Source organism: uncultured Amaricoccus sp. (genome assembly GCF_937891315.1).
GTDB lineage: Bacteria > Pseudomonadota > Alphaproteobacteria > Rhodobacterales > Rhodobacteraceae > Amaricoccus.
In genome coordinates this window covers 1-23,682 of sequence record NZ_CALAGI010000139.1, presented here as the reverse complement: position 1 = coordinate 23,682, position 23,682 = coordinate 1, and the positions used below count along the sequence as shown (strand labels likewise).

Here is a 23,682-nt window from a genome sequence, read left to right as displayed (position 1 = left end):
CGGGGTCGAGCGTCGAGCCGACCATGATGTTCGCATCCGGATCGACCTCGGACCGGATGCGGTTCGCCGCCTCGTCCAGCTCGAACAGCGTCAGGTCCGGGCCGGCGGTGATGTTGATCAGCACGCCCTTGGCACCCTTGAGGCTGATCTCGTCGAGCAGCGGGTTGGCGATCGCCTTCTCCGCCGCCTGAACCGCGCGATCCTCGCCGGTGGCCTCGCCGGTGCCCATCATCGCCTTGCCCATCTCGTTCATCACCGAACGGACGTCGGCGAAGTCGAGGTTGATGATGCCCGGGCGGACCATCAGGTCGGTCACGCCCTTCACGCCCTGGTAGAGCACGTCGTCGGCCAGCGCGAAGGCCTCGGTGAAGGTGGTCTTCTCGTTGGCCAGCCGGAACAGGTTCTGGTTCGGGATGATGATCAGCGTATCGACATGCTGCTGCAGTTCCTCGACCCCGGCCTCGGCCTGGCGCATGCGGCGCGCACCCTCGAACTGGAAGGGCTTGGTCACCACGCCGACGGTCAGCACGCCCATCTCGCGCGCGGCCTTGGCGATGATCGGCGCGGCGCCGGTGCCGGTGCCGCCACCCATGCCGGCGGTGATGAAGCACATATGGCAGCCGCTGAGCTTCTCGACGATGTCCTCGATGCTCTCCTCGGCGGCGGCGGCGCCGACCTCGGGCCGCGCACCGGCGCCGAGCCCCTCGGTCACGCGGGCGCCGAGCTGAAGCTTGTTGGCGGAGCGCGAGTTCTGCAGCGCCTGCGCGTCGGTGTTGGCGACCACGAACTCGCAGCCCTCCAACGCATTCTCGATCATGTTGTTGACCGCGTTACCCCCGGCACCACCGACACCGATGACGGTGATCCGGGGGCTGAGGTCGTTGGTAACCGGGATACTGAGAGTCAATGCCATGATGATGGTCCGCCTGTCCTGTTGCCCCTGCGTCCGCGCCCCCGCGCGGCATTCTTGTCTTGATTCGTGATCCTAGCGGAATACACCGCTAGGGTCACGAGATTTCACGCGATCAACCCCAAGATGTTGGGTACACCTACAAGATTGGCCGTTTTCCGTACAACTACACACAAGTTACCAGTTTTCCTTGAACCAGCGGAAGGCGCGGGTCACGCGCCGGGCGCCGTGGCGGTCGGCCGGAACCTCGAAATCCCAGCATTCGTCCTGCGGATGCGAGACATGCATCGCGAGGCCGACGGCCGTGGCGAAGGCGGTGCCGGTCGCCGATTGCGGCAGGCCCTGCACGCGCAGCGGCTTGCCGACCCGGCACTGCCGGCCAAGGATGCGCTGGGCGATCATCTCGAGCCCGGGGATCTGCGCGCTGCCACCGGTCAGCACGATGCGCTGGCTCGGCAGATATTCGAAGCCGGAGGCGTCGAGCCGGGCCCGCACCTCCTCGAGGATTTCCTCGACGCGCGGGCGCATGACGCCGATCAGCTCGGACCGGCTGATCTGCCGCCGGTCGTGGTCCCAGTCGCCGAGGATCGAGGGCAGCTCGATCATCTCGCGATCGTCGAGGCCGGTGGCGACCAGACCGCCGTGCATGGTCTTCAGCCGCTCGGCATCCTGCATCGAGACCTGAAGGCCCTGGCAGATGTCGCTGGTGATATGCCCGCCGCCCATCCGCACCGCGTCGGCGAAGATCATCTGGCGCCGCACGAAGATCGAGATGCCGGTGGCGCCCGCGCCGATATCGACGCAGGCGCCGCCAAGCTCCTGCTCGTCCTCGATCAGGCTGGCGAGGCCGCTGGCATAGGACGAGACGACGACGCCGGCGAGTTCGAGGTCGCAGCGCCGGATGCAATGCAGCACATTGCGCAGCGGCGTGGCGCCGACGGTCAGCAGATGCATGTCCACCGCGAGGATCTTGCCGACCTGGCCGCGCGGGTCGGTCAGGCCGGTGCGGCTGTCGAGGCAGAAGTTCACCGGCAGGGCATGGATCGCTTCGAGATCGTGGCCGTGGTCCGGTATCTCGCAGGCGGCGAGCACATGGCCGATATCGCGCTCGGCGACGGCGCCGTTCAGCACCTCGGTCTCGCCGGTGACGCCGTAGGAGCGCGGGCGGCCGCCGGAGAAGGAGACGATCACGTGATCGACCCGCAGGTTCGCCATCTTCTGCGCGCCCTGGATCGCGGTGCGGATCGCGCGCTCGCATTCTTCCATCGAGGCGATCTCGCCGAAGGCGACCCCGCGCGAGCGGGTATTGGCCGCGCCGATGACGCGGAACGCGCCCTGGCGCAGCGTCGGGCGGCTGTCCGGCGCCTCGGCGGGCGCGTCGGTCTCATCGGGGACGAATTGCAGAACGAGGCAGGCGATCTTGGCCGTGCCGACATCGAGCACGGCGATCACGCCGCGCTTCAGCGCCGCCTCGCGGCGCGCCCGCATCGCCCTTTGTACCTCGTAGAGCTCGCGCCTCATGCATCCTCTCCCGCGACACCGGCGCGCAACCGCGCCAACTCATCCCTTGCGTAATCGGTCAGCCGCAGCGTCGGCCGGCGGGGATCGCGCATGTCGACGACCGTCACGTCCCGTTCGAGCAGCTGCTCTTCCACTTCCAGCGCCATGACCCGGCGCAGCGCGGCGCCCGGGTCCTGCTCGGGCAGGCGGATCACCTGGCCGCGGTCGAGCACCATGTCCCAGCGCCGTTCGCCGACGCGAACGAGGCCGCGGATGCGCGCCGCGACCGGGCGGGCGCCGTCATAGAGCGCCAGCGCCTCGGAGACATGCGCCGTCGCGCCCGCGCCGGCGATCAGCGGCAGGTCGACGCGGCGCAGGCGGCTGTCCACCTCGGCGACGCGCACCCCCTTCTGGTCGATGAGCTCCAGCCCCGCGTCCGAGCGCCAGATCGCAACCGGGATGCGTTCGATCGCGCGGATCTCGAGCACACCGCCGGCCACGGCGCGCACCCGGGCGCGCTCGACGGCGGCCAGCGCCTCGACACGCTCGCGCACGGCGATCACGTCGACCTCCAGCGAATTCGCCGGCAGCGGCACGAAGGCGGCGACCCGGATCTGCTCGGCCAGATCGGCGCTGACGTCCGGCACCTCGACGCGGGTGATGAGGAACTGCGGTCGGTCGACGATCGCCTCGCGCAGGGACTCGTAGGTGGCGACCGCGTTGGCGCGCAGGTCGAACTGGGCGAGCACGGTCCAGGAGGCGAGCACGCCGGCCAGCATCGGCACACCGAAATTGACCAGCCGCCGGAAGCCGGGGCGGAGCCACAGCCGGTTGAGGCGGTAGCGCAGGCGCGAAGGCGCGGGATCGCGGCGGGCGCCGTCGCGGCGAGCCGGGGGACGGGGCGCGGATGGCACTACCGGGAGCATGACGCGTCCTCCACCATCCAGCGCACCAGCGCCCCGAAGGAATAGCCGCGATAGGCGGCCTGCTCCGGCGCCAGCGAGGTCGGCGTCATGCCGGGCTGGGTGTTGGTCTCCAGCAGGAACAGCCCGTCGAGACCCCGGCTCTCGTCCCAGCGGAAATCCGTGCGGCTGACCCCGCGGCAGCCGAGCGCGCGGTGCGCGCGCAGCGCATAGTCGAGGCAGGCATCGGTGATCGCCGCCGGCAGGTCGGCCGGCACCACGTGGCGCGAGCCGCCGGGCGCGTATTTCGCCTGATAGTCGTACCAGCCATCGACGAGGATATCCGTCACCGCCAGCGGCTGGTCCCCCATGACGGTGGTGGTGAGTTCGCGGCCGGGCACGAACGCCTCGACCATCAGCACCTCGGGCATCTCGTCGGACACCTGGGCCGGACCGTTCGCTTCCGCGTGGACGATATAGATCCCGACCGAGGAACCCTCGCTGACCGGCTTCACCACATAGGGCGGCGGCATCGGATGATGGCCGCGCACCTCGTCCTTGCAGGCGAGGCGGCTGGCGGCGACCGGCAGGCCGGCGGCGGCGAAGACCTGCTTTGCCCGGACCTTGTCCATGGCGAGCGCCGAGGCGAGAACGCCGGAATGGGTATAGGGCAGGCCGAGCCATTCGAGCAGGCCCTGAACACAGCCATCCTCGCCCCAGCGGCCATGCAGCGCGTTGAACACGACATCCGGCCGCTCGGCGCCAAGCACCGACGCGAGATCTGGCCCGGCGTCGATCTCGACGACCGTGAAACCTTCGGTCCGCAACGCAGCCGCGCACTCTCGGCCGGAGACGAGCGATACCTCACGCTCGGCCGAACGGCCACCCATAAGCACTGCGATGCGGGCTGCTGTCCTGCTCGACATGCCCGCCTCAATTTTCTAACGCCCCACGGCCGTTGGCGGCCTTTTTCGGGGTCGTCGCGAGCGGCCTACCTTCGGCCGACCCGCATGATTTCCCAGTCTAGGCATATTCCGGTTGAATCGAAAACCTTTTTTCGCACCTGCTCACCAAGATTTTCCAGATCCGCCGCCGTGGCCCCTCCGGCGTTGATCAGAAAATTGGCATGTTTGGCCGACATCTGCGCTCCACCCAGGGTTGCGCCCTTCATTCCGGCCTCCTCGATCAGCTTCCAGGCCTTGAGATCGTGCACGTCATCGTCGCGCCCGGTCGAGGAAAAGCCCGCCGGATTGCGGAACGTCGATCCGGCGGAGCGGTCCTTCGTCGGCTGGCTGGCATCGCGCCGCGCGATCTGCTCCTCCATCCGCGCGGCGAGCGCCGCCGGATCGCCGCGCGGCCCGGCGAAGGTGACCTCGGTCAGGATGAGATCGGCGGGCAGGTCCGTCGACCGATAGGCAAAGCCCATGTCGGCGGGACCGAGCACCACCGCCGTGCCATCGCGGGCAATTCCCTTCGCCGAGACGAAGGCGTCGGCGGTATAGGTGCCGTAGCAGCCGGCGTTCATCCGCGCCGCGCCGCCGATCGAACCCGGAATGGTGCGCAGGAAGGTAAGGTCGATCCCCGCCTCCGCCGCGCGGCGCGCGACATGGGCGTCGAGCGCGGCGGCGCCCGCCACCACCCTTCCCTCCTCGATCGCAATGCCGTTGAAGCCGCGGCCGAGGCGAACCACCACGCCGTCGAGCCCGCCGTCGCGCACGATCAGATTCGACCCGACCCCGACGGGCAGCACCGCAACATCCCTTGGCAGGGCGCGCAGGAACTCCGCCAGATCGGCCTCGTCGGCCGGCTGGAACAGCCAGTCGGCCGGCCCGCCGACGCGCAGCCAGGTGAGATCCGCCATGGATCGGTCGGCGGTCAGGGCGCCGCGCGGCACCGGCATCGCGCCGGGGGGCGTGGGTATCGCGCCGCTCATGGCCGCGCTTGGCCCAGGAACGCGGTCACGACCGGGCCTTGGCGTCGCCCTTGGCCTTCATCGCATCGCGCAGCGCGTCGCCGAAGGCGCCCGACGGCGACGGCGCCTCCTGCTTGACGGGCGCGCGCGCCGGGCGGCTGTCGCGCGCCGGCGTCGGCGCGGCCGGCGCGGCCTCGCGGCGCATGCTGAGCGCGATCCGCTTGCGCGCGACATCCACCTCGATCACCCGCGCCTTCACCACGTCGCCCGCCTTCACCACCTCATGCGGATCCTTCACGAACCGGTCGGCGAGTTGGCTGACATGGACCAGCCCATCTTGATGCACGCCGATATCGACGAAGGCGCCGAAGGCCGCGACATTGGTCACCGTCCCCTCCAGCAGCATCCCCGGCCTCAGGTCCGAGATCGCCTCGACCCCCTCCTTGAAGCTCGCCGTCACGAAGGCCGGCCGCGGATCGCGTCCGGGCTTCGCCAGCTCCGCCAGAATGTCGCGCACCGTCGGCAGGCCGAAGCGCGCATCGACGAAATCGGCCGGCTCCACCGTCCGCAGCCGCGCCTCGTCGCCCATGACGCCGCGCAGGTCGCGTCCGCAGGCCTTCACGATCCGCCGCGCCACCTCATAGGCCTCCGGATGCACCGAGGAGGCATCCAGCGGCTCGTCTCCGTCCCGGATGCGCAGGAACCCCGCCGCCTGCTCGAAGGCCCGCGGGCCCAGCCGCGCGACACCCAGCAGCTCCTTGCGCGAGCGGAACGCGCCCTTTTCGTCGCGATGCGCCACGATCGCATCGGCCAGCGCCGGCCCCAGCCCCGAGACATGCGCCAGCAGCGGCGCCGAGGCGGTATTGAGATCGACCCCCACCGCGTTCACCGCGTCCTCGACCACCGCCTCCAGCGACCGGCCGAGCCGGTGCTGGTCCAGATCATGCTGGTACTGCCCGACCCCGATCGCCTTCGGCTCGATCTTCACCAGCTCCGCCAGCGGATCCTGCAACCGCCGCGCGATCGACACCGCGCCGCGCAGCGACACGTCGAGATCCGGGAACTCCTTCGCCGCCAGTTCCGACGCCGAATAGACCGACGCCCCGGCCTCCGAGACGACGACCCGCGTCGGCTTCGGCGCGGTTCCCGGCAGCAGGGCCAGCAGGTCGCCCACCAGCCGCTCGGTCTCCCGGCTCGCCGTGCCGTTGCCGATGGCGATCAACTCGACGCCATGCTTTCCGATCAGCCCGGCCAGCGCCGCCTGTGCCCCGCGCAAGTCGTTTTTCGGCTGGAACGGATAGACCGTGTCGGTCGCCAGCAGCTTGCCCGTCGCATCGATGACCGCGACCTTCACGCCGGTCCTGATCCCCGGATCGAGCCCCATGGTCGGCCGCGCCCCGGCCGGCGCCGCCAGCAGCAAGTCCTTCAGGTTGCGCGCAAAGACCCGGATCGCCTCCTCCTGCGCCCGATCGCGCAAGCTGCCCATCAGATCGAGCATCATCGACAGGCTCAGCTTCACCCGCCAGGCCCAGCGCGCCACGTCCCGCAACCACCGGTCGCCCGGCAGGTCGCCGCTCACCCCGATCGCGCCCTCCATCATCGCCTCGACGCGCGGCAGCGCCATCTCGTCCGGCCCGATGTCGAGCGTCAGGACGCCTTCGTTCGCGCCCCGCATCATCGCCAGCGCCCGGTGGCTCGGCGCCGCCGCCCATTTCTCGGTATGGGCGAAATAGTCGGAGAATTTCGCCCCCTTCTCCTCCTGTCCCTTCACCACCCGCGCCGCGACAATCCCGTCGCGTCGCAGGAAGTCGCGCAGCCGCCCGATCAGCGCGGCGTCCTCGCTCAACTGCTCGGTCAGGATATCCCGCGCCCCGGCCAGCGCCTCCTTCACCTCCGGCACCTCCTCGCCGAGATAGCCGGCGGCCAGCGTCTCCGGCGGCGTCCGCCGGTCGGCGAGGATCGCCTCGGCCAGCGCGCCCAGCCCCCGCTCCCGCGCGATCATCGCGCGGGTCCGCCGCTTCGGCTTGTAGGGCAGATACAGATCCTCCAGCGCCGCCTTGCTCGCCGCCGCCGCGATGCCGGCCTCGAGTTCGGGCGTCAGCTTGCCCTGCTCGCGCACCGAGCCGAGGATCGCCGCGCGCCGGGCTTCCAGTTCCCGCAGATAGACGAGCCGGTCGGCCAGCGTCCTGAGCTGCGTGTCGTCGAGCCCGCCGGTCGCCTCCTTGCGATAGCGCGCGACGAACGGCACCGTCGCCCCTCCGTCGAGCAGCGCGGCGGCGGCGGCCACCTGATCGGGTCGCGCGCTGATCTCCGCGGCGATGGTCCTCGCAATGAAACGGTCGGCCTGGTCTGTCATGGTCACTCGCTGGAAGACTGGCGCGCAGCTTAGCGGCCGCCGCCGACCCCGCCAAGCGGCCCCGGCCGCCTCCCCGCCACGATCTCGACCGTCGGCGAGATCGTGACGCTCAAGCCGGGCATGCCCGCCCCGATCTGCGCGCTCCGGAGAAATCCTCACCCGCCGCGACCCGCCCCCGGCAGGTCGGCAAGAGGCGGCCGCGAGGGAATTCGCGGCGGATCGCCCGCCACCCGCGATCCCCCATGCCACCCTGACATCGCCGGCACGATCGGATAAGCTCCGGCCCAACCAATCGCGAAACGCCGCGTTCGCACGACAACCGGGAGACCCCCTGCCATGCGACACCTCGCCGCGACCCTGACCCTGCTCGCCGTCCCGCTGGCCGCGATGGCGGATCCGCTTCCCTCGTGGAACGACACGGCCACCGAGCAGGGAATCGTCGATTTCGTGACCCGCGTCACCGATCCCGCCTCGGACGATTTCGTCCCCGAGATGGCGCGGATCGCGGTCTTCGACAATGACGGCACGCTCTGGAGCGAGCAGCCGCTGTATTTCCAGGGCCTCTTCGCCCTCGACATCCTGCGCGAGAAGGCCAAGGCCGATCCGGCGATCCTGAAGGACGACATACTGAAGGCCGCCGCGGCCGGCGACATGAAGGCGGTGACGGCGGGCGGCGAGGCCGGGCTGGTCGAGATCCTCGATGTCTCGCATTCCGACATCTCGGTCGAGGATTTCCAGTCCAGCGCCCGCGCGTGGCTGACCACGGCGAAGCACCCGACCAGCGGCCTCACCTACGCGGAAATGACCTACCAGCCGATGGTGGAACTGCTGTCCTACCTGCGCGACAACGGCTTCCGCACCTATATCGTCTCGGGGGGCGGCGTCGATTTCATGCGCTCGGTCGCCAGGGACGCCTACGGCATCCCGACATGGCAGGTGATCGGCAGCCAGGGCGACACCACCTACGAGGTGAAGGACGGCGTCCCCACGCTCTGGAAGGACGGCGGCATCCGCTTCATCGACGACGCGGCGGGCAAGCCGGTCGGCATCGACGCCGCGATCGGCCAGCGCCCGATCTTCGCCGCCGGCAATTCGGACGGCGATTTCCAGATGCTGGAATGGACGACCGCCGGCGCGGGCCCGCGCTTCGGCATGATCATCCACCACACCGACGCGAAACGCGAATTCGCCTACGACCGCGACAGCCCCGTCGGCAAGCTCGCCAGGGCGCTGGATCAGGCCGACGCCCATGGCTGGCATGTCGTCGACATGGCCAGGGACTGGAGCCGCGTCTGGACGGGCGAGAAGTAGCCCCGCCCCCGACCGCCGCGCGGGACATTCGCTTTCCTACCTGCGCGGGATGCGTCATGCTCAGGCGAGGCAGACTTGCGATGGACCGCGTGCATGAGGGGATGTAAAATGCTGAAGACACTCGGAATTGGCATGGTGCTCGCCATGTCGGTGAGTACGGCCGCGCTGGCGCAAACGGCACCGGACAAACCCAACATCCTCGTCATCTTCGGCGATGACATCGGCCAGACCAACCTGTCGATCTATTCCAGGGGCCTGATGGGCTACACGACGCCCAACATCGACCGGATCGGCAACGAGGGCCTGCTCTTCACCGACTATTATGCCGAGCAGTCCTGCACCGCCGGCCGCTCCACCTTCATCACCGGCCAGTCCACGCTGCGCACCGGCCTGTCCAAGGTCGGCCTGCCGGGCGCCAACGCCGGCTTGCAGGCTTCCGACGTCACGATCGCCGCGGCGCTCAAGGACCAGGGCTACGCCACCGGCCAGTTCGGCAAGAACCACCTCGGCGACAAGGACGAGTTCCTGCCGACCGCGCACGGCTTCGACGAATTCTTCGGCAACCTCTACCATCTCAATGCCGAGGAGGAGCCGGAGAACCGCAACTATCCGACCGACCCCGCCTTTCGCGAACGCTTCGGCCCGCGCGGCGTGATCAAATCCGCCGCCGACGGCACGGTCGAGGACACCGGCCCGCTGAACCGCAAGCGGATGGAGACGATCGACGACGAGACCTCGGCCGCCGCCATCGACTTCATGAAGCGCCAGCACGACGCGAACACGCCGTTCTTCACCTGGATGAACACCACCCGCATGCACGCCCGCACCCATGTGCGCGACGAACATCGCAGCCCCCCCGGCCTGACCGCGCTCACCGAATACGCCGACGGCATGATCGAGCATGACGCGGTGGTCGGCACCCTGCTGAAATCGCTCGACGACATGGGCATCGCCGACAATACCATCGTCATCTACACCACCGACAACGGCCCGCATCAGAACACCTGGCCCGACGCCGGCACCACGCCGTTCCGTTCCGAGAAGAACACCAACTGGGAAGGCGCCTTCCGCGTCCCGGCGCTGATCCGCTGGCCCGGGCACATCAAGCCGGATTCGGTGGCCAACGGCATGGTCTCGGGGCTCGACTGGTTTCCGACGCTGATGGCCGCCGTGGGCGACACCGACATCAAGGAGCGGCTGCTGGCCGGAACCACGATCGACGGCAAGACCTACAAGAACCATCTCGACGGCTTCAACCAGCTCCCCTATCTGACCGGCGCTTCGGATCAGAGCGCGCGGAACGAGTTCTTCTACTTCAACGACGACGGCGAAATGGTGGCGCTGCGCTACGAGAACTGGAAGGTCGTGTTCGAGGAGCAGCGCGCCGAGGGCACGCTGAACATCTGGGCCGAACCCTTCACCAAGCTCCGCGTTCCCCGCCTGTTCGACCTGCGCGCCGACCCCTACGAGCGGGCCAGCATCACCTCGAACACCTATTTCGACTGGCTGTTCGATCACATCTTCCTGCTCAGCGCGGCCCAGGCGGAAGCCGGCGCGTTCCTCGCCACCTTCAAGGAGTTCCCGCCGGCGCAGCGGCCGGACAGCTTCTCGATCGACCAGATCCAGCAGGAGCTGAACAAGAGCTTCGAATCGATGGCTCAGTGACGACGCGCGCGGGCGGTGTCCGCCGCCCGCGCGTCAAGAAGGCTACTGGGGAGACCGAGACATGAAGCGATCGCACGCGTTCCTGATGGCGACGGCGATGGCCGCGCTGACTTCGGGGCACCCGATGGCGCAGGACGCGCCGCCGACCGGCGGCAAGCCCAACATCCTCGTCATCTTCGGCGACGACATCGGCCAGTCGAACATCTCGGCCTACAGTGACGGCCTCGTCGGCTACAAGACCCCGAACATCGACCGCATCGCCGCCGAGGGGATGCGCTTCACCGACTATTACGCCGAGAACAGCTGCACCGCCGGCCGCTCCTCCTTCATCACCGGCCAGACCCCGAAGCGCACGGGCCTCACCAAGGTCGGCGTGCCCGGCGCGCCGGTCGGCCTCCAGGACCGCGACATCACCATCGCCCAGGCGCTGAAGCCGCTCGGCTACGCCACCGGCCAGTTCGGCAAGAACCATCTCGGCGACCGGGACGAGTATCTGCCGACCGCGCACGGCTTCGACGAATTCTTCGGCAACCTCTACCACCTCAACGCCGAGGAGGAGCCGGAACGGCCCTACTGGCCGGCGAACGATCAGGACTTCCTCAAGGCCTACAATCCGCGCGGCGTGGTGAAATCCTCCGCCGACGGCCAGGTCGAGGATACCGGGCCGCTGACGACGAAGCGCATGGAGACGATCGACGACGAGACGACCGCCGCCGCCATCGACTTCATGAAGCGCCAGCACGACAGCGGCACGCCGTTCTTCACCTGGATGAACACCACCCACATGCATGCCTTCACCCATGTTCCGCCCGACAAGGACGGGGTCAGCGGCATGCCCGGCAATACCTATGCCGACGGCATGGTGATCCATGACGGCCATGTCGGCGAACTCCTGAAGGCGCTCGACGACATGGGGCTCACCGACGACACCATCGTCGTCTACACCACCGACAACGGCCCGAACTTCTTCTCCTGGCCCGACGCCGCCGTCTCGCCGTTCCGTTCGGAGAAGGACACCAACTGGGAGGGCGCCTTCCGCGTGCCGGCGATGGTGCGCTGGCCCGGCCACATCCAGCCGGGGCAGGTCTCCAACGAGATATTCTCCGGCCTCGACTGGTTCCCGACGCTGCTCGCCGCGGCCGGCGACCCCGACATCAAGGACGAGCTGCTCGCCGGCAAGACCGAGGGCGACAAGACCTTCAAGGTCCATCTCGACGGCTACAACCAGCTTCCCTACCTGACCGGCCAGGCCGACAAGGGCGCGCGCGACGACTTCTACTATTTCAACGACGACGGGATGCTCGTCGCCACGCGGTGGGGCGACTGGAAAGGCGTGTTCTGCGAACAGCGCACTCCCGGCGGCTTCGAGGTCTGGCAGGATCCCTTCACCTGCCTGCGGGTGCCGAAGATCTTCAACCTGCGCATGGATCCGTACGAGCGCGCCGACCTCTATTCCGACCAGTACAACGACTGGCTGATGAAGAACGCCTATCTGCCCGCCCAGGCCTCGATGAAGGCGGCGGCGTTCCTCGAAACCTTCATCGACTGGCCGCCGAGCCAACTGCCCGCCAGCTTCTCGGTCGACCAGGTCCAGGCCGCCGTCGACGCCCATATCCGCTCCGTCCTGACGCCGCCGCCCGCCAAATGAAGGCAAACGGACGCGGGATCCGGCCCGCGTCCCCCAACCTCCGGCCAACCCCGCCCCGACGACGGCGTTGAACCCCGCGAGCCCTTGGAGGCCAGACCATGACCCCGACCCGCGTCGCCGCCGAGGCGCATGCCGATCTCGCCTCCGGCCCCGAGCAGCCGGCCATCGCCCGCGTCTGGAAGCCCGGCGATTTCGTCAGGTCCGGGTGATGCCCGGCCACCCGCCACGGACCGTGTCGCGCCCGAAATCATGCATACGCGTTGTGCATGGAAATCACATACGTTGTGCATCGGAAAAATTCATCGCCTTCAGAGGGTTGCACCATGTCGCCCCGTGACTCGATCCTCGCCCTCCAGACGGCGATGAACGCCGAGGTGCTCGGCCAGCCCGTCGTCGTCGAGCGGATGCTGATCGGTCTCCTCGCCGACGGCCACCTGCTGATCGAGGGCCTGCCCGGCCTCGCCAAGACCCGCGCCGTCAAGGCGATGGCCAGCCACCTGAAGGCCGATTTCAGCCGCGTCCAGTTCACCCCCGACCTGCTGCCCTCCGACGTCACGGGGACCGACATCTACTATTCCGAGGGCGGCAAGGGCGCGTTCCGCTTCCAGCCCGGCCCGGTGTTTTGCAACATCCTCCTCGCCGACGAGATCAACCGCGCCCCCGCCAAGGTCCAGGCGGCGCTGCTGGAGGCGATGGAGGAACGGCAGGTAACCGTTGGACAAACCACGCATAAGCTCCCGGACCTCTTCATCGTCATGGCCACGCAGAACCCGATCGAGCAGGAGGGCACCTACCCGCTGCCCGAGGCCCAGACCGACCGTTTCCTGATGAAGGTGCTGGTGGACTACCCGGCCCCGGCGGATGAGCTGAACGTCCTCCGCCTGCTCCGGACCGAGGAACAGGCGATGCTCGCCCCCCGACAGGACGACCCGCCGACGCCGCCGGCCGCCCCCATCGCCCTCGATGCGGTCTTCGCCGCCCGCCGCGAGATCGCCACGCTTCATGTCGCCGAGGCGATCGAGACCTACGTCATCGACCTCGTCACCGCGACCCGCCATCCGGACAGGTATTCCAGGGACCTGGCCGCCCAGATCGACCTCGGCGCCAGCCCGCGCGCCGGCCTCGCCCTCGACCGCTGCGCCCGCGCCCACGCCTGGCTGAAGGGCGCCGACTTCGTCTCCCCCGGCGACGTTCAGGCCATCGCACCGGACGTGCTGCGCCACCGCGTCGCCCTCTCCTACGAGGCCAGCGGCCAGGGCCGCGACGCCGACGCCGTGCTCGCCGACCTCCTGAAGCTCGTCGCCCCGGCCTGAGCCATGCCCCCCGACCCGACCGTCCCCGACCCGCGCATCCACGCCACCCTCGCCCGGCTCGCCGGGCTCGAGGCGCGGGCCCGCGGCTTCGATTTCCTGCCGCGCCAGCCGGTCGGCAGCGCCCTCTCCGGCCGCCGGGCCAGCCGACTGCGCGGCCGCGGCCTCGAGTTCGAGGAGCTGCGCGCCTACCTGCCCGGCGACGATGTGCGCGCCATCGACTGGAAGGTCACCGCCCGCGCCGGCAGCCCCCATGTCCGCGTCACCCGCGTGGAGCGCGACCGCCCGGCGCTGATCCTCGTCGACCAGCGCCAGTCGATGTTCTTCGGCACCGTCCTCAACATGAAATCCGTCACCGCCGCCGAGATCGCCGCCCTCGCCGCCTGGCGGATCCTCGGCCAGGGCGACCGCGTCGGCGGCATGGTCCTCTCCGATACCGGCGCCGCCGCGATCCCCGCCCGGCGCGCGCGCTCCGCCGCGGCGCGCCTGCTCGACCTCGTCGCCGACCGCTCCCTCGCCCTCTCCGCCGAGGCGCCCGTCGTCCCGGACGCGGCCGCCCGCCTGAACGAAACCCTGCGCCGGGCCGCCGGGATCGTCACCCATGACTGGCTCCTCCTCGTCGTTTCCGACTTCGACGGCGCCGACGACGACACGCTGCGCATCTTGACCGGCATCGCGCGGGGCAACGACATCGTCCTCGCGCTGGTCCATGACCCCTCCGCGCACGAGACGCCGACGACGGGCCGCATGGTCGTCGGCGACGGGACGCTTCAAGTCGAGCTCGACTTCGCCGCGCCCCGCGTCCGCCAGAACCTCGCCGCCGTCGGGGGCGACCGCCTCAAGCGCCTTCTTGCCTGGCAGGAACATCTCGACGCCGCCATCCTGCCCATCAGCGCCGGTGAGCCCACGATACCGCAAATCCTCCACCTCTTTGGCGCGCCACCCCGGAGGCGATGATGGAACCCAGCACCCCCGCCGCGCCGGCCGACAGCCTCGTCTCCCTCCTCGACCAGCTGCGCGACATCACCGAGCCGCCGCCGGTCTCGATGCTGCCCGCGACCTGGGCCTGGGCGATCCTCGCCGCCCTCATCGCCGTCACCCTCGCCGCCGCCATCGTCGCCTTCGTCCGGCACCGCCGCGCCACCGCCTGGCGCCGCGCGGCCCTTGCCGAGCTCAAGCGCCTCGCCCCCGCGCTCGAAACCGGCGACCCCGGCGCCCTCGCCGCCCTGCAGACCCTGCTCCGCCGCGTCGCCCTCGTCACCGCCCCGCGGCCGACCGTCGCTTCGCTGACCGGCGATGACTGGGCGCGGTTCCTTGCCCGGACCGGCGGCGACTTCGGCCCGCTCGCCCAGCGGCTCGCAGCCGCGCCGTATCGCCCGGCCGCCGCCTGCGACGGCCGCGCCGCCCTCGCCGCCGCCCGCCGCTGGATCCGGCGCCAGCGTGCTTGAGCTCGCCTTCCCCTGGGTGCTCGTCGCCTTGCCCCTGCCGCTCCTCGTGCTCTGGCTTGCCCCACCGCGCCGCGAGGTGGTCGAGGCGATCCGCTTCCCGTTCTTCGAAGGCGCCAGCGCCGGCCTCGACAAGGGCGAAGGCGCGGTCGTGCCCGCGCGCTCCTCGCCGCGGATGGCCTTCGTCTGGGCTCTCTGGGCGCTGGTTCTCCTCACCCTCGCCCGCCCGCAATGGGTCGGCGAGCCGGTAGAGCGGACCGAGACCGCGCGCGACGTGATGCTCGCCGTCGATATCTCCGGTTCGATGCGGACCCGCGATTTCATCGGCGCGGACGGGATACGCGGCAGCCGCCTCGACGGCGTGAAAGCCGTGCTCGACGGCTTCATCGCCGATCGCCGCGACGACCGCGTCGGCCTCATCGTCTTCGGCGACGCGCCCTATACGCTCGTCCCCTTCACCCGCGACACCGCCGCCGCCCGCACCCTGCTCGCCACGCTGGAACCGGGGATGGCCGGGCAGAACACCATGCTCGGCGACGCCATCGGCCTCGCCATCCGCTCCTTCGAGGCGTCGAAGGTCGAGTCGCGCATCCTGATCCTGCTGTCCGACGGTTCCGACACCGGCAGCCGCATGGCACCGAAAAGCGCCGCCGAGATCGCCAGCCAGAACGGCGTCGTCATCCACACCATCGCCGTCGGCGACCCCGAAGCCTCGGGCGACGACGACAAGGTCGATATCGCCACGCTCCAGGCGATCGCCTCCGCCACCGGCGGCGACTTCAACCGCGCCGAGGACGCGGTCGGCCTCGCCGCCATCTATGCGCGGATCGACGCCGCCGGCGCGCGCCAGGGCGCGACGACCTCTTGGCGCCCCCGGACCCCGCTCTCCGCCTTCCCCGCCGCCGCCTTCGCCGCCCTCGTCATCCTCGCCCGTGCCGCCATGCTCCTCACCGCGCGCGCCCGGCGGCCCGGCGAGGGGACATCATGAACCGTCCCCCGTTTGCCCAACAACGGGGAACGGTTGCCCCGGCCCGGATCAGCGGGGCTTCGGTGGAGCCTCGTCCCGGCCGAGTTCCCGAGACCATGCCGAAGCACGCGGAGGGCGCCGCCGCCCGGACCCATGGCGCCAATCCTTCCGCGCCAGCCAAGGGGCGGACGCGCGCCGACGGATTGGTCGAAGGCCAAATCCGTCGGGACCCCGGCGCGGCCATCGCGATCGCCGGGGCGGTGATCGCGCCATGACCGCGCTCGCCGCCTTCACCTTTCTCCGGCCGCTGGTCCTGCTCGCGCTGATCCCGCTCGCCGCCCTCTGGTTTTTCCGCCGGCAGCGCGCCGCCGCCGGTTCCGCGCCGACACCGCACATCGCCCCGCACCTGCTCGCCGCCCTCACCATCGGCCGCGACGCCGGCTCGCGCGCCCGCGCCTCCGACCTCCTGCTCGGCGCCGCCGCGCTGATGACCCTCGCCGCCGCCGGCCCGGCCTGGCGCGCCGCGCCCTCGCCCTTCGTCACCGAGACCGCGCCGCTGGTCGTCGCCCTCGACCTCTCGCCCAGCATGGCCGGCACCGATGTGGCCCCCAGCCGCCTCGAACGCGCCAAACAGAAGATCCGCGACCTCGTCGCCCTTCGCGCCGGCGGCCGCGTCGGCCTCGTCGCCTACGCCGGCACCGCTCACCTCGTCATGCCGCTGACCGACGACCCGACCGTGCTCCTGCCCTTCCTCGAAGCGCTCGACCCCGGCATCATGCCCGACGCCGGCCGCGTCGCCTCCTCCGCCCTCACCCTCGCCGCCGGCCTGCTGGCGCGGGAGGATACCCGCGGGTCGATCCTCTTCGTCACCGATGGCATCGACCCGGGCGACATCGCCAGCTTCGCCAAGGGCAGTGGCGGTGGCGCCCGCGCCGCCCTGATCGTCGCCCCCGACATCCCGGCCGAGGTCTCCGACTGGTCGCGCCGCGCCGAAATCCGCGCCGTCTCCGTCACCATCGACGACGGCGACCTCCGGGCCGTCCAACGCGCGCTCGCCTCCAGCCTCGCCCAGACGGCGGCGGGGGAGGGCAAGCTCCAGGACGACGGCTGGCTCTTCGCCATCCCCGCCGCGCTGCTGGTGCTTCCCTGGTTCCGCCGCGGCACGACGCTCGGCTGGGGCGCGGCGCTGCTCGCCCTGGCACTGCCGCCGCCCGACCACGCCCACGCGGCGGGCGTCACCGACACGATCTCCGGCTGGTTCTGGACCGCCGACCAGCGAGGCCAGCGCCTCTACGACGCCCACCACTACAAGGACGCCGCCGCGACCTTCGCCAACCCGGAATGGCGCGCGGCGGCGATGATCCGGGCCGGCGAATACACCGACGCCGCCGGGATCCTCGCTCCGATCCGGACCGCCACCGCCCAGACCAACCGCGGCGTCGCCCTCGTCCGCGGCCGCGACTATCAGGGCGGCATCGACGCCTTCGAGGCGGCGCTCGAGCTTGACCCGAAGGATCAGATCGCCGCCCGGAACCTCGATGTGGCGCGGCGCATCCTCGCCTATCTGAGCAAGGCCCGCGACGCCGAGGACCCTGACCTCGACAACGACGACAACGCCGCGGACGCCACCACCACCGACCTGACCGGCGATCAGGGCAAGCCCGCCACCATCACCGCGGACTCGCAGCTCTCCGAGGCTTCCGCCGACGAATGGATGCGCTCGGTCGAGACAAAGCCCGCCGATTTCCTCAAGACCCGCTTCGCGATCGAAGCCGCGTCGGCCGCCAAGGCGCCATGACGATGGGTGCCCCGCTGCGCGGCGCCGCGCTCGCCCTGCTCCTCGCCCTCCCGGCGCTCGCCCAGCAATCGAAGCTGACCGTCACCCTCGCGCCCGACGGACCGGTCGCCGTCGGCACGCCGATCGACGTCACCGCCACCATCCTCGTCCCGACCTTCATGCCCCGGCCGCCCGTCTGGCCCGATCTCCGGATCGCCGACGCCATTACCCGCCTGCCCGAACGATCGACGCATCCCGTTACCCGACGCATCGGCTCCGACAGCTGGTCGGGCCTTTCCCGAACCTGGGAGATCATCCCGCAGCGCCCCGCGACCTACGATCTCGGCCCGCGGACCCTCGGCATCACCTACGCCGACCCTGACACCAGCCAGCCGCGCACGGCCACCCTCGACCTTCCCCCCGTCAGCTTCTCGGCCATCGTCCCCGCCGGGGCGGAAGATATCGACCCCTTCCTCGCCGCGACCCGCCTCGCCCTTGCCATCACGCTCGATGGCCTGCCGGCCAATCCGAAGCCCGGCGACGCCGTAACCCTCACCCTGACCACGACCGCCAGCGGGCCGCCCGCCATGCTGCTGCCGCCCCTCGCCGCCCGCCTCGCCACTCCCGCCGGCCTCCGCGCCTATCCTCGCCAGCCGGTCCTCGTCGACGGCGACCCCGCCACGCGCGCCGAATCCATCGCCTACGTGATCCAGCAGCCGGGCTCCTACGTCTTCCCGGGCATCACGCTCGACTGGTGGAACACCGCGACCGCCAGCCGCGAAACGGCGACCACAGACCCGCTGATCATCGACGTCCCGACGCCGCCGGGCTGGCACGCCTCCGGCGACCGGCGCTCCCTCGCGCCGATCGTCTGGATCGCCGTCGCCCTGGGCGCCTTCGGCGGCGCCGTCACGCTGCTCGCGCGTCGGCGGCGCAGCCCGTCCGCGCCGTCCGCGAGAGCCCTGCGCCACCGGCTCCTGCGGTCGGCGCGGCATGACCCGCCGGCGAGGATCCGCCGGAACCTTCTGGCGTGGCAGTCCAGCCTCGTCCCGCCGCTCTCCCCGCCGGAGGAGGCGGCGATCGACGCCGCCCTGCGTCCCCTCGAAAGCATCGCCTACGGCCGCCCCGGCGGCCAAGCCGACGAGACAGCCGCCCGCGACGCGCTCGTCCGCCAGTTGGCGGCGGCTCGGAAAGGATCGGCGCGGGGAACGATCCCGGCACTGCCGGCCCTCAATCCACCCCTTCCGGAACGGCCGAACCGCCCGACCGCCTGATGAAACCAACGAATGCCGGCGTTTGATCGCGCTGCCCGTCCGGAGCGGACGCCCGTCACGCGCCAACGCCCGGTGGCAGTCCGGTCGGATCAGGCGACCGCGCGGGCGCCGGAGGCGGCGCGTGGCTTGGGGAAGCGGATCAGCATGATCGCGGGATTGTGCACCGCCTGCTCGCGGACGGTCGCGTGGAGGGTATCGAGCGTGCAGTGCCAGCGCTCCGCCTCGGCTGTGCCGGCACGGGTCACGACATCGACCGGCGAGGCGGCGGGTGCGCCGGCCGCGAGCAATGCGCTCCGGATCTCGGCGGACGCGCCGATCCCCATGTAGAGCGCGACGGTGGTGCCCGGTCGCACGAGACTTCCCCAGTCCGGCGCGGGATCGCCCGGACAGCTTTGGCCGGTGGTCAGGATCAGGCTGTCGTAGCGGCCGCGCTCGGTCAGAAAGCCGCCGATCTCGGCGGCGGCGGCCGCGGCGGCGGTGACGCCGGGCACGATCTCCCAGGGGATGCCGGCGGCGTCGCAGGCCGCGGCTTCCTCGGCGCCACGGGCGAAGATGCCGGGATCGCCGCATTTCAGGCGCACCACGCGCTTGCCGGCGCGGGCGGCGGCGAGGATCACGCCATTGATTCGTTCCTGTGGCCAGACGGTCGCGCCGGGCGCCTTGCCGACATGGACGCGTTCGGCATCGCGGCGCGCGAGTTCCAGGAGGTCCGGGTCGACGAGCCGGTCGTAGAAGATCACATCGGCCTCCTGAAGCCGCTGGACGCCGCGCAACGTGATGAGGTCACGCGCGCCGGGACCGGCGCCGACCAGGCTGACGAAGCCGCCGTCCTCGCCGGCGCCGCCCGCCGCGATCGCATCCTTGAGGATCCGCGCCGCCGCGCGTTCGGCGCCGCGGGTATGCGCGCGGCGGGGGGCGCCGGCGAAGGCCCAGGCCCAGAAGGCACGCCGGCGATCCGGGGCGATCCGCGCGGCCACCTCGTCGCGCATACGGCCGGCGAGGGCGGCGAAGTCACCGAGGCGCGGTTCGAGCATGGTCTCGACGGCGGTCTTGATCTGTCGGGCAAGGACGGGCGCCGCGCCTTCGGTGCCGATGGCGACGACCAGCGGATCGCGATCGACGATCGACGGTGTGAAGGCGTCGCAGAGATCCGGGGCATCGACCACGTTCGTCAGCACGCCGGCGCGGCGCACGAGGCGAGCGAGGCGCGCATCCTCGGCACGGTCGCCGCTGGCGACGAAGGCGAGGGCCGCGTTCTCGAAGAGCGCCGGCGTGATCGCCGTTTCATGGCGGATCCGGCCGCGACCCGCGAGTGCCACGAGTTCGGGGGCGAGCTCGGGCGCCACGACGACGATCTCGGCCTCGGTCTTGAGGATCAGGCGGGTCTTCTGTACCGCCTGCTCACCGCCGCCGAGGATCACCACCCGGCGCCCGGCCATCTTGAGGAACATCGGGAATGTCTTCATCGGCGGCGCCCCTCGGGCTGATGACGGTTCGGCGGAGCGTTCAGTCCCGCAAGGCAGCGGGATCGAGGAGGATGCGACCCGCCTCGACGCGGGTGCCGTGGACGCGGACATGACCTTCGTCCGGCGCCCGCGCCTCGCCGGTTTCCATCGAGAACACCCGGGAATGCAGCGGACAGGTCACGCTGTGGCCATGCACGATGCCGTCCGAGAGCGGGCCACCCCTGTGCGGGCAGCGGTCGTCGAGGGCGAAGACGCGGTCGTCGGCCGCCCGGAAGACGGCGACGCAGCCGCGGGCGGTCCGCACCACCCGGCCGCCCCGGCGCGGGATGTCCTCGACGGCGCCGATGTCGAGCCAGTCCATCGTCATCATGTTCATCTCGGGCCCTCGGTGCGCGGTAGTGGATTTGCCATCGTCCAAGTCGGGTCGTGCATGTCGTCGGAGGCAGCCGGCGCGACCCGCGGTGCGAAATCATGCGCGGCGCGGGTCATTCCGCCGCCCTCAATGTCAGGTCGGCGAGGGGAACGAATTCATGTGACTCGCCGCCCCGCGCGCGCTCGGCCCAGGGGTCGGTCTGGTAGATGGTCTGGCTGTGGTCGAAGCGCGCGACAAGCGCCGCGCGGCCTTCGAGATCGTCGACGACCCTTTCCTTGACCCAGTCGAGACCGACCTTCTCGATCCAGCGATAGGGACGGTCGAGATACCTGGCGTTCTCGCGGAAGAGCTGGATGAAGGCGACGGTGATCTCCATCGCTTCGTCCTCGGTCTTCGCGGTGGTGAGCGGCTCGGTTGCCTTGAGGTCGAGACCGGCGGCGCCGCCGACACCGATGTTGTAGCCCGCGTCGGTGCAGACCACGCCGACATCCTTGCAGGTGGCCTCCGCGCAATTGCGCGGGCAGCCGGAAACCGCGAGCTTGACCTTGTGCGGGGTCCAGGAGCCCCAGAGCCGCTTCTCCAGCCGGATGCCGAAACCGGTGGAATCCTGCGTCCCGAAGCGGCAGAAATCGGTCCCGACGCAGGTCTTCACCGTGCGCAGACCCTTGGTATAGGCGTGACCCGAGACGAGGCCCGCCGCGTTCAGATCGGCCCACATCGCCGGCAGATCCTCCTTCTTCACCCCGAGCAGATCGAGGCGCTGGCCCCCGGTGACCTTCACCATCGGCACGTTGTATTTCTCGGCGGCGTCGGCGATGGCGCGGAGTTCCCCGGGCGTGGTGACGCCGCCCCACATTCGCGGGACCACGGAGAAGGTGCCGTCCTTCTGGATGTTGGCATGCACCCGCTCGTTGATGAACCGGCTCTGCGCATCGTCGACATAGTCGTCCGGCCAGTCCGCCAGCAGGTAGAAATTGAGCGCGGGTCGGCAGGAATGGCAGCCGCAGGAGGTCTTCCAGCCGAGCTCCTGCCAGACCGCCGGCATCGACTTCAGTTCCTTGGCCTTGATCAGCCTGCGCAGGTCCTCATGGGTCAGGTCGGTGCATTTGCACATCGGCTTGGCCGCCGGCATCACGAAACTGTCGCCGAGCGTCACCGCCAGCACCTGCTCCACGAGGCCGGTGCACTGGCCGCAGGACGTGCTGGCCCTAGTGCTGGCCCGGACCTCGTCGAGCGTGGTCAGCCCACCCCCGGTGATGGCGGATACGATCCTGCCCTTGCAGACGCCGTTGCAGCCGCAGATCTCGGCATCGTCCGGCAGGGCGGCGATGGCCGCCATCGGGTCCGGCGCCGCCCCTCCCGCGTAGGCCGGGCCGAAGATCAGCGTGTCGCGGCAGGCGGAGATGTCTTCCCTGGCCTTGATCTTGCCGAGGAACCAGGCGCCGTCGGCGGTGTCGCCGTACATCACCGCGCCGATGATGACGTCGTCCTTGAGAACCAGACGCTTGTAGACGCCGCGCGCGACGTCGCGGAAGACGATCTCCTCGCGGTCGGGGCCTTCGGCGAAATCACCCGCCGAGAACAGGTCGCAGCCGGTGACCTTGAGCTTGGTCGCGAGTTCGACGGGGACAAAGCACGCCTCCTCGCCGAGCAGTGTCCGGGCAACCACCTTGGCCTGGTCGTAGAGCGGCGCCACGAGACCGTAGACAATGCCCGCGTGCTCGACGCATTCGCCGATCGACAGGATGTGCGGATCCGAGGTGCGCATCGCGTCGTCCACGACGATGCCGCGGGCGATCTCGATGCCGGCATCCTTGGCGACGCGGGTCTCGGGGCGAATGCCGACGGCAATGACCACGATGTCGGCGGGGTATATCGTGCCGTCCTCCAGTGCCACCGCCTCGACCCGGTTGTTGCCGAGGATCACCTTGGTCTGGGCCTCGCAGTGGATCTTGATGCCGCGGCGCTCGAGATCCTTTCGCAGCAGGTAGCCGGCGGAAGGGTCGAGCTGGCGCTCCATCAGATGGCCCATGACATGCAGGACCACGACCTCCATGCCGCGCAGCCGCAGGCCCGCCGCCGCCTCCAGCCCGAGAAGGCCGCCACCGATGACCACCGCCCTGGCCCCCGGCAGGGTGGCCACGTCGAGCATCCGGTTCACGTCGTCGAGGTCGCGATAGGGCATGACCCCTTCGAGATCCTTGCCCGGCAGCGGCGGCATGAACGGCATTGATCCGGTGGCGATCAGCAGCTTGTCGTATTCCGTCTCGCCGGTCTTGGTGAGGACGGTGCGGCGCGCGCGGTCGATCCTGGTCACATGCTCGCCGAAGCGGGTCCGGACCTTGTTCCCCGCGTACCAGTCGTCATCGTGGGTGACGATCTCCTCGTAGGTCTTCTCACCGGACAGGACCGGCGAGAGCATCAGCCGGTTGTAGTTGCCGCGCGGCTCGCCATTGAAGAGCGTGACTTCGTAGGCTTCGGGATCGGCTTCGAACAGGTGCTCCAGCGCGCGACCCGACGCCATGCCCGCGCCTATGACGACAAGTTTCTGCGTCATCTTCCGTCTCCTCGAAATCTCAGAAGAACCAGGCGACGACGCGCGTCACCTCGCCATGACCGTGGATCGGCGGCGCGACCATCCCGGCGTGGCGCGGGACGTCGGGGACGGAGGCCGCGGCTTCGCGGGCATTCAACGCCATCACGCGACGTCCTTCTTGTGGGCGCCGCGCTCATATTCCTCGAGGAACTCGAGGACGGCCGCGCGGTAGCGGTAGTAGTCCGGATGTTCGACCAGGGCCTTGCGAGCGCGGGGGGCGGGGCAGTTCCACGTCGAGGACGCGGCCGATGGAGATCGGAAGAGCACACG

At 70.2% G+C, this 23,682-nt stretch carries 19 protein-coding genes; 9 read left to right on the top strand and 10 right to left on the bottom strand.

The window, feature by feature from the left end:
- The 6 genes from ftsZ to Q0480_RS13185 all read right to left on the bottom strand — a co-directional run.
- On the bottom strand, nucleotides 1–913 hold a 913-nt coding region (ftsZ, locus tag Q0480_RS13210; RefSeq protein ID WP_299133593.1), incomplete at its 3' end, for a cell division protein FtsZ.
- A gap of 174 nt (nucleotides 914–1,087) precedes the next feature.
- Nucleotides 1,088–2,431: a cell division protein FtsA gene (gene ftsA, locus Q0480_RS13205; RefSeq protein ID WP_299133592.1), complete on the bottom strand. Its 1,344-nt coding sequence runs from the start codon at nucleotides 2,429–2,431 to the stop codon at nucleotides 1,088–1,090.
- Nucleotides 2,428–3,336, bottom strand: coding sequence for a cell division protein FtsQ/DivIB (locus tag Q0480_RS13200; RefSeq protein WP_299133590.1), 909 nt, complete (start codon nucleotides 3,334–3,336; stop codon nucleotides 2,428–2,430). The genes ftsA and Q0480_RS13200 overlap by 4 nt, the downstream gene beginning before the upstream one ends.
- The gene (locus Q0480_RS13195; RefSeq protein ID WP_299133589.1) at nucleotides 3,324–4,238 is read right to left on the bottom strand and encodes a D-alanine--D-alanine ligase; all 915 of its coding nucleotides are present in this window, start codon (nucleotides 4,236–4,238) and stop codon (nucleotides 3,324–3,326) included. The genes Q0480_RS13200 and Q0480_RS13195 overlap by 13 nt, the downstream gene beginning before the upstream one ends.
- A gap of 65 nt (nucleotides 4,239–4,303) precedes the next feature.
- Nucleotides 4,304–5,212 carry a UDP-N-acetylmuramate dehydrogenase gene (gene murB, locus Q0480_RS13190; RefSeq protein ID WP_299133595.1) on the bottom strand — a complete coding sequence of 303 codons (909 nt, stop codon included), beginning with the start codon at nucleotides 5,210–5,212 and terminating at the stop codon, nucleotides 4,304–4,306.
- Between the two features lie 58 nt (nucleotides 5,213–5,270).
- A complete protein-coding gene (locus Q0480_RS13185) occupies nucleotides 5,271–7,580 on the bottom strand; it encodes a Tex family protein (protein WP_299133588.1) in 2,310 nt (769 codons plus the stop codon).
- Between the two features lie 336 nt (nucleotides 7,581–7,916).
- Here Q0480_RS13185 and Q0480_RS13180 point away from each other — a divergent pair, with 336 nt between their 5' ends.
- From Q0480_RS13180 to Q0480_RS13140, 9 genes are all read left to right on the top strand, one after another.
- On the top strand, nucleotides 7,917–8,891 hold the full coding sequence (locus Q0480_RS13180; protein WP_299133587.1) for an HAD family hydrolase: 975 nt from the start codon (nucleotides 7,917–7,919) through the stop codon (nucleotides 8,889–8,891).
- A gap of 108 nt (nucleotides 8,892–8,999) precedes the next feature.
- The gene (locus tag Q0480_RS13175; protein WP_299133586.1) at nucleotides 9,000–10,556 is read left to right on the top strand and encodes an arylsulfatase; all 1,557 of its coding nucleotides are present in this window, start codon (nucleotides 9,000–9,002) and stop codon (nucleotides 10,554–10,556) included.
- A 61-nt stretch (nucleotides 10,557–10,617) separates the two neighbouring features.
- Nucleotides 10,618–12,204, top strand: coding sequence for an arylsulfatase (locus Q0480_RS13170; protein WP_299133585.1), 1,587 nt, complete (start codon nucleotides 10,618–10,620; stop codon nucleotides 12,202–12,204).
- Between the two features lie 323 nt (nucleotides 12,205–12,527).
- Nucleotides 12,528–13,517 carry a MoxR family ATPase gene (locus tag Q0480_RS13165; protein ID WP_299133584.1) on the top strand — a complete coding sequence of 330 codons (990 nt, stop codon included), beginning with the start codon at nucleotides 12,528–12,530 and terminating at the stop codon, nucleotides 13,515–13,517.
- 3 nt (nucleotides 13,518–13,520) lie between these two features.
- A complete protein-coding gene (locus Q0480_RS13160) occupies nucleotides 13,521–14,471 on the top strand; it encodes a DUF58 domain-containing protein (RefSeq protein WP_299133583.1) in 951 nt (316 codons plus the stop codon).
- Nucleotides 14,471–14,962 carry a DUF4381 domain-containing protein gene (locus tag Q0480_RS13155; protein ID WP_299133582.1) on the top strand — a complete coding sequence of 164 codons (492 nt, stop codon included), beginning with the start codon at nucleotides 14,471–14,473 and terminating at the stop codon, nucleotides 14,960–14,962. Before Q0480_RS13160 ends, Q0480_RS13155 begins: the two co-directional genes overlap by 1 nt.
- Nucleotides 14,955–15,947, top strand: coding sequence for a VWA domain-containing protein (locus Q0480_RS13150; RefSeq protein ID WP_299133581.1), 993 nt, complete (start codon nucleotides 14,955–14,957; stop codon nucleotides 15,945–15,947). Before Q0480_RS13155 ends, Q0480_RS13150 begins: the two co-directional genes overlap by 8 nt.
- A 250-nt stretch (nucleotides 15,948–16,197) precedes the next feature.
- Nucleotides 16,198–17,724 carry a VWA domain-containing protein gene (locus Q0480_RS13145; protein WP_299133580.1) on the top strand — a complete coding sequence of 509 codons (1,527 nt, stop codon included), beginning with the start codon at nucleotides 16,198–16,200 and terminating at the stop codon, nucleotides 17,722–17,724.
- Nucleotides 17,721–18,977 carry a hypothetical protein gene (locus tag Q0480_RS13140; RefSeq protein ID WP_299133579.1) on the top strand — a complete coding sequence of 419 codons (1,257 nt, stop codon included), beginning with the start codon at nucleotides 17,721–17,723 and terminating at the stop codon, nucleotides 18,975–18,977. Before Q0480_RS13145 ends, Q0480_RS13140 begins: the two co-directional genes overlap by 4 nt.
- Before the next feature lie 89 nt (nucleotides 18,978–19,066).
- On the opposite strand, the gene cysG is transcribed toward Q0480_RS13140, so the two are convergent.
- From cysG to Q0480_RS13120, 4 genes are all read right to left on the bottom strand, one after another.
- On the bottom strand, nucleotides 19,067–20,443 hold the full coding sequence (gene cysG, locus Q0480_RS13135; protein WP_299133578.1) for a siroheme synthase CysG: 1,377 nt from the start codon (nucleotides 20,441–20,443) through the stop codon (nucleotides 19,067–19,069).
- 40 nt (nucleotides 20,444–20,483) lie between these two features.
- Nucleotides 20,484–20,810 (bottom strand): nitrite reductase small subunit NirD, encoded by a 327-nt coding sequence (gene nirD / locus Q0480_RS13130; protein ID WP_299133594.1) that lies wholly within the window; start codon nucleotides 20,808–20,810, stop codon nucleotides 20,484–20,486.
- A 118-nt stretch (nucleotides 20,811–20,928) separates the two neighbouring features.
- Nucleotides 20,929–23,373: a nitrite reductase large subunit NirB gene (gene nirB / locus Q0480_RS13125; protein WP_299133576.1), complete on the bottom strand. Its 2,445-nt coding sequence runs from the start codon at nucleotides 23,371–23,373 to the stop codon at nucleotides 20,929–20,931.
- A 19-nt stretch (nucleotides 23,374–23,392) separates the two neighbouring features.
- Nucleotides 23,393–23,515 (bottom strand): hypothetical protein, encoded by a 123-nt coding sequence (locus Q0480_RS13120; RefSeq protein WP_299133575.1) that lies wholly within the window; start codon nucleotides 23,513–23,515, stop codon nucleotides 23,393–23,395.
- Between the last annotated feature and the right edge of the window lie 167 nt (nucleotides 23,516–23,682).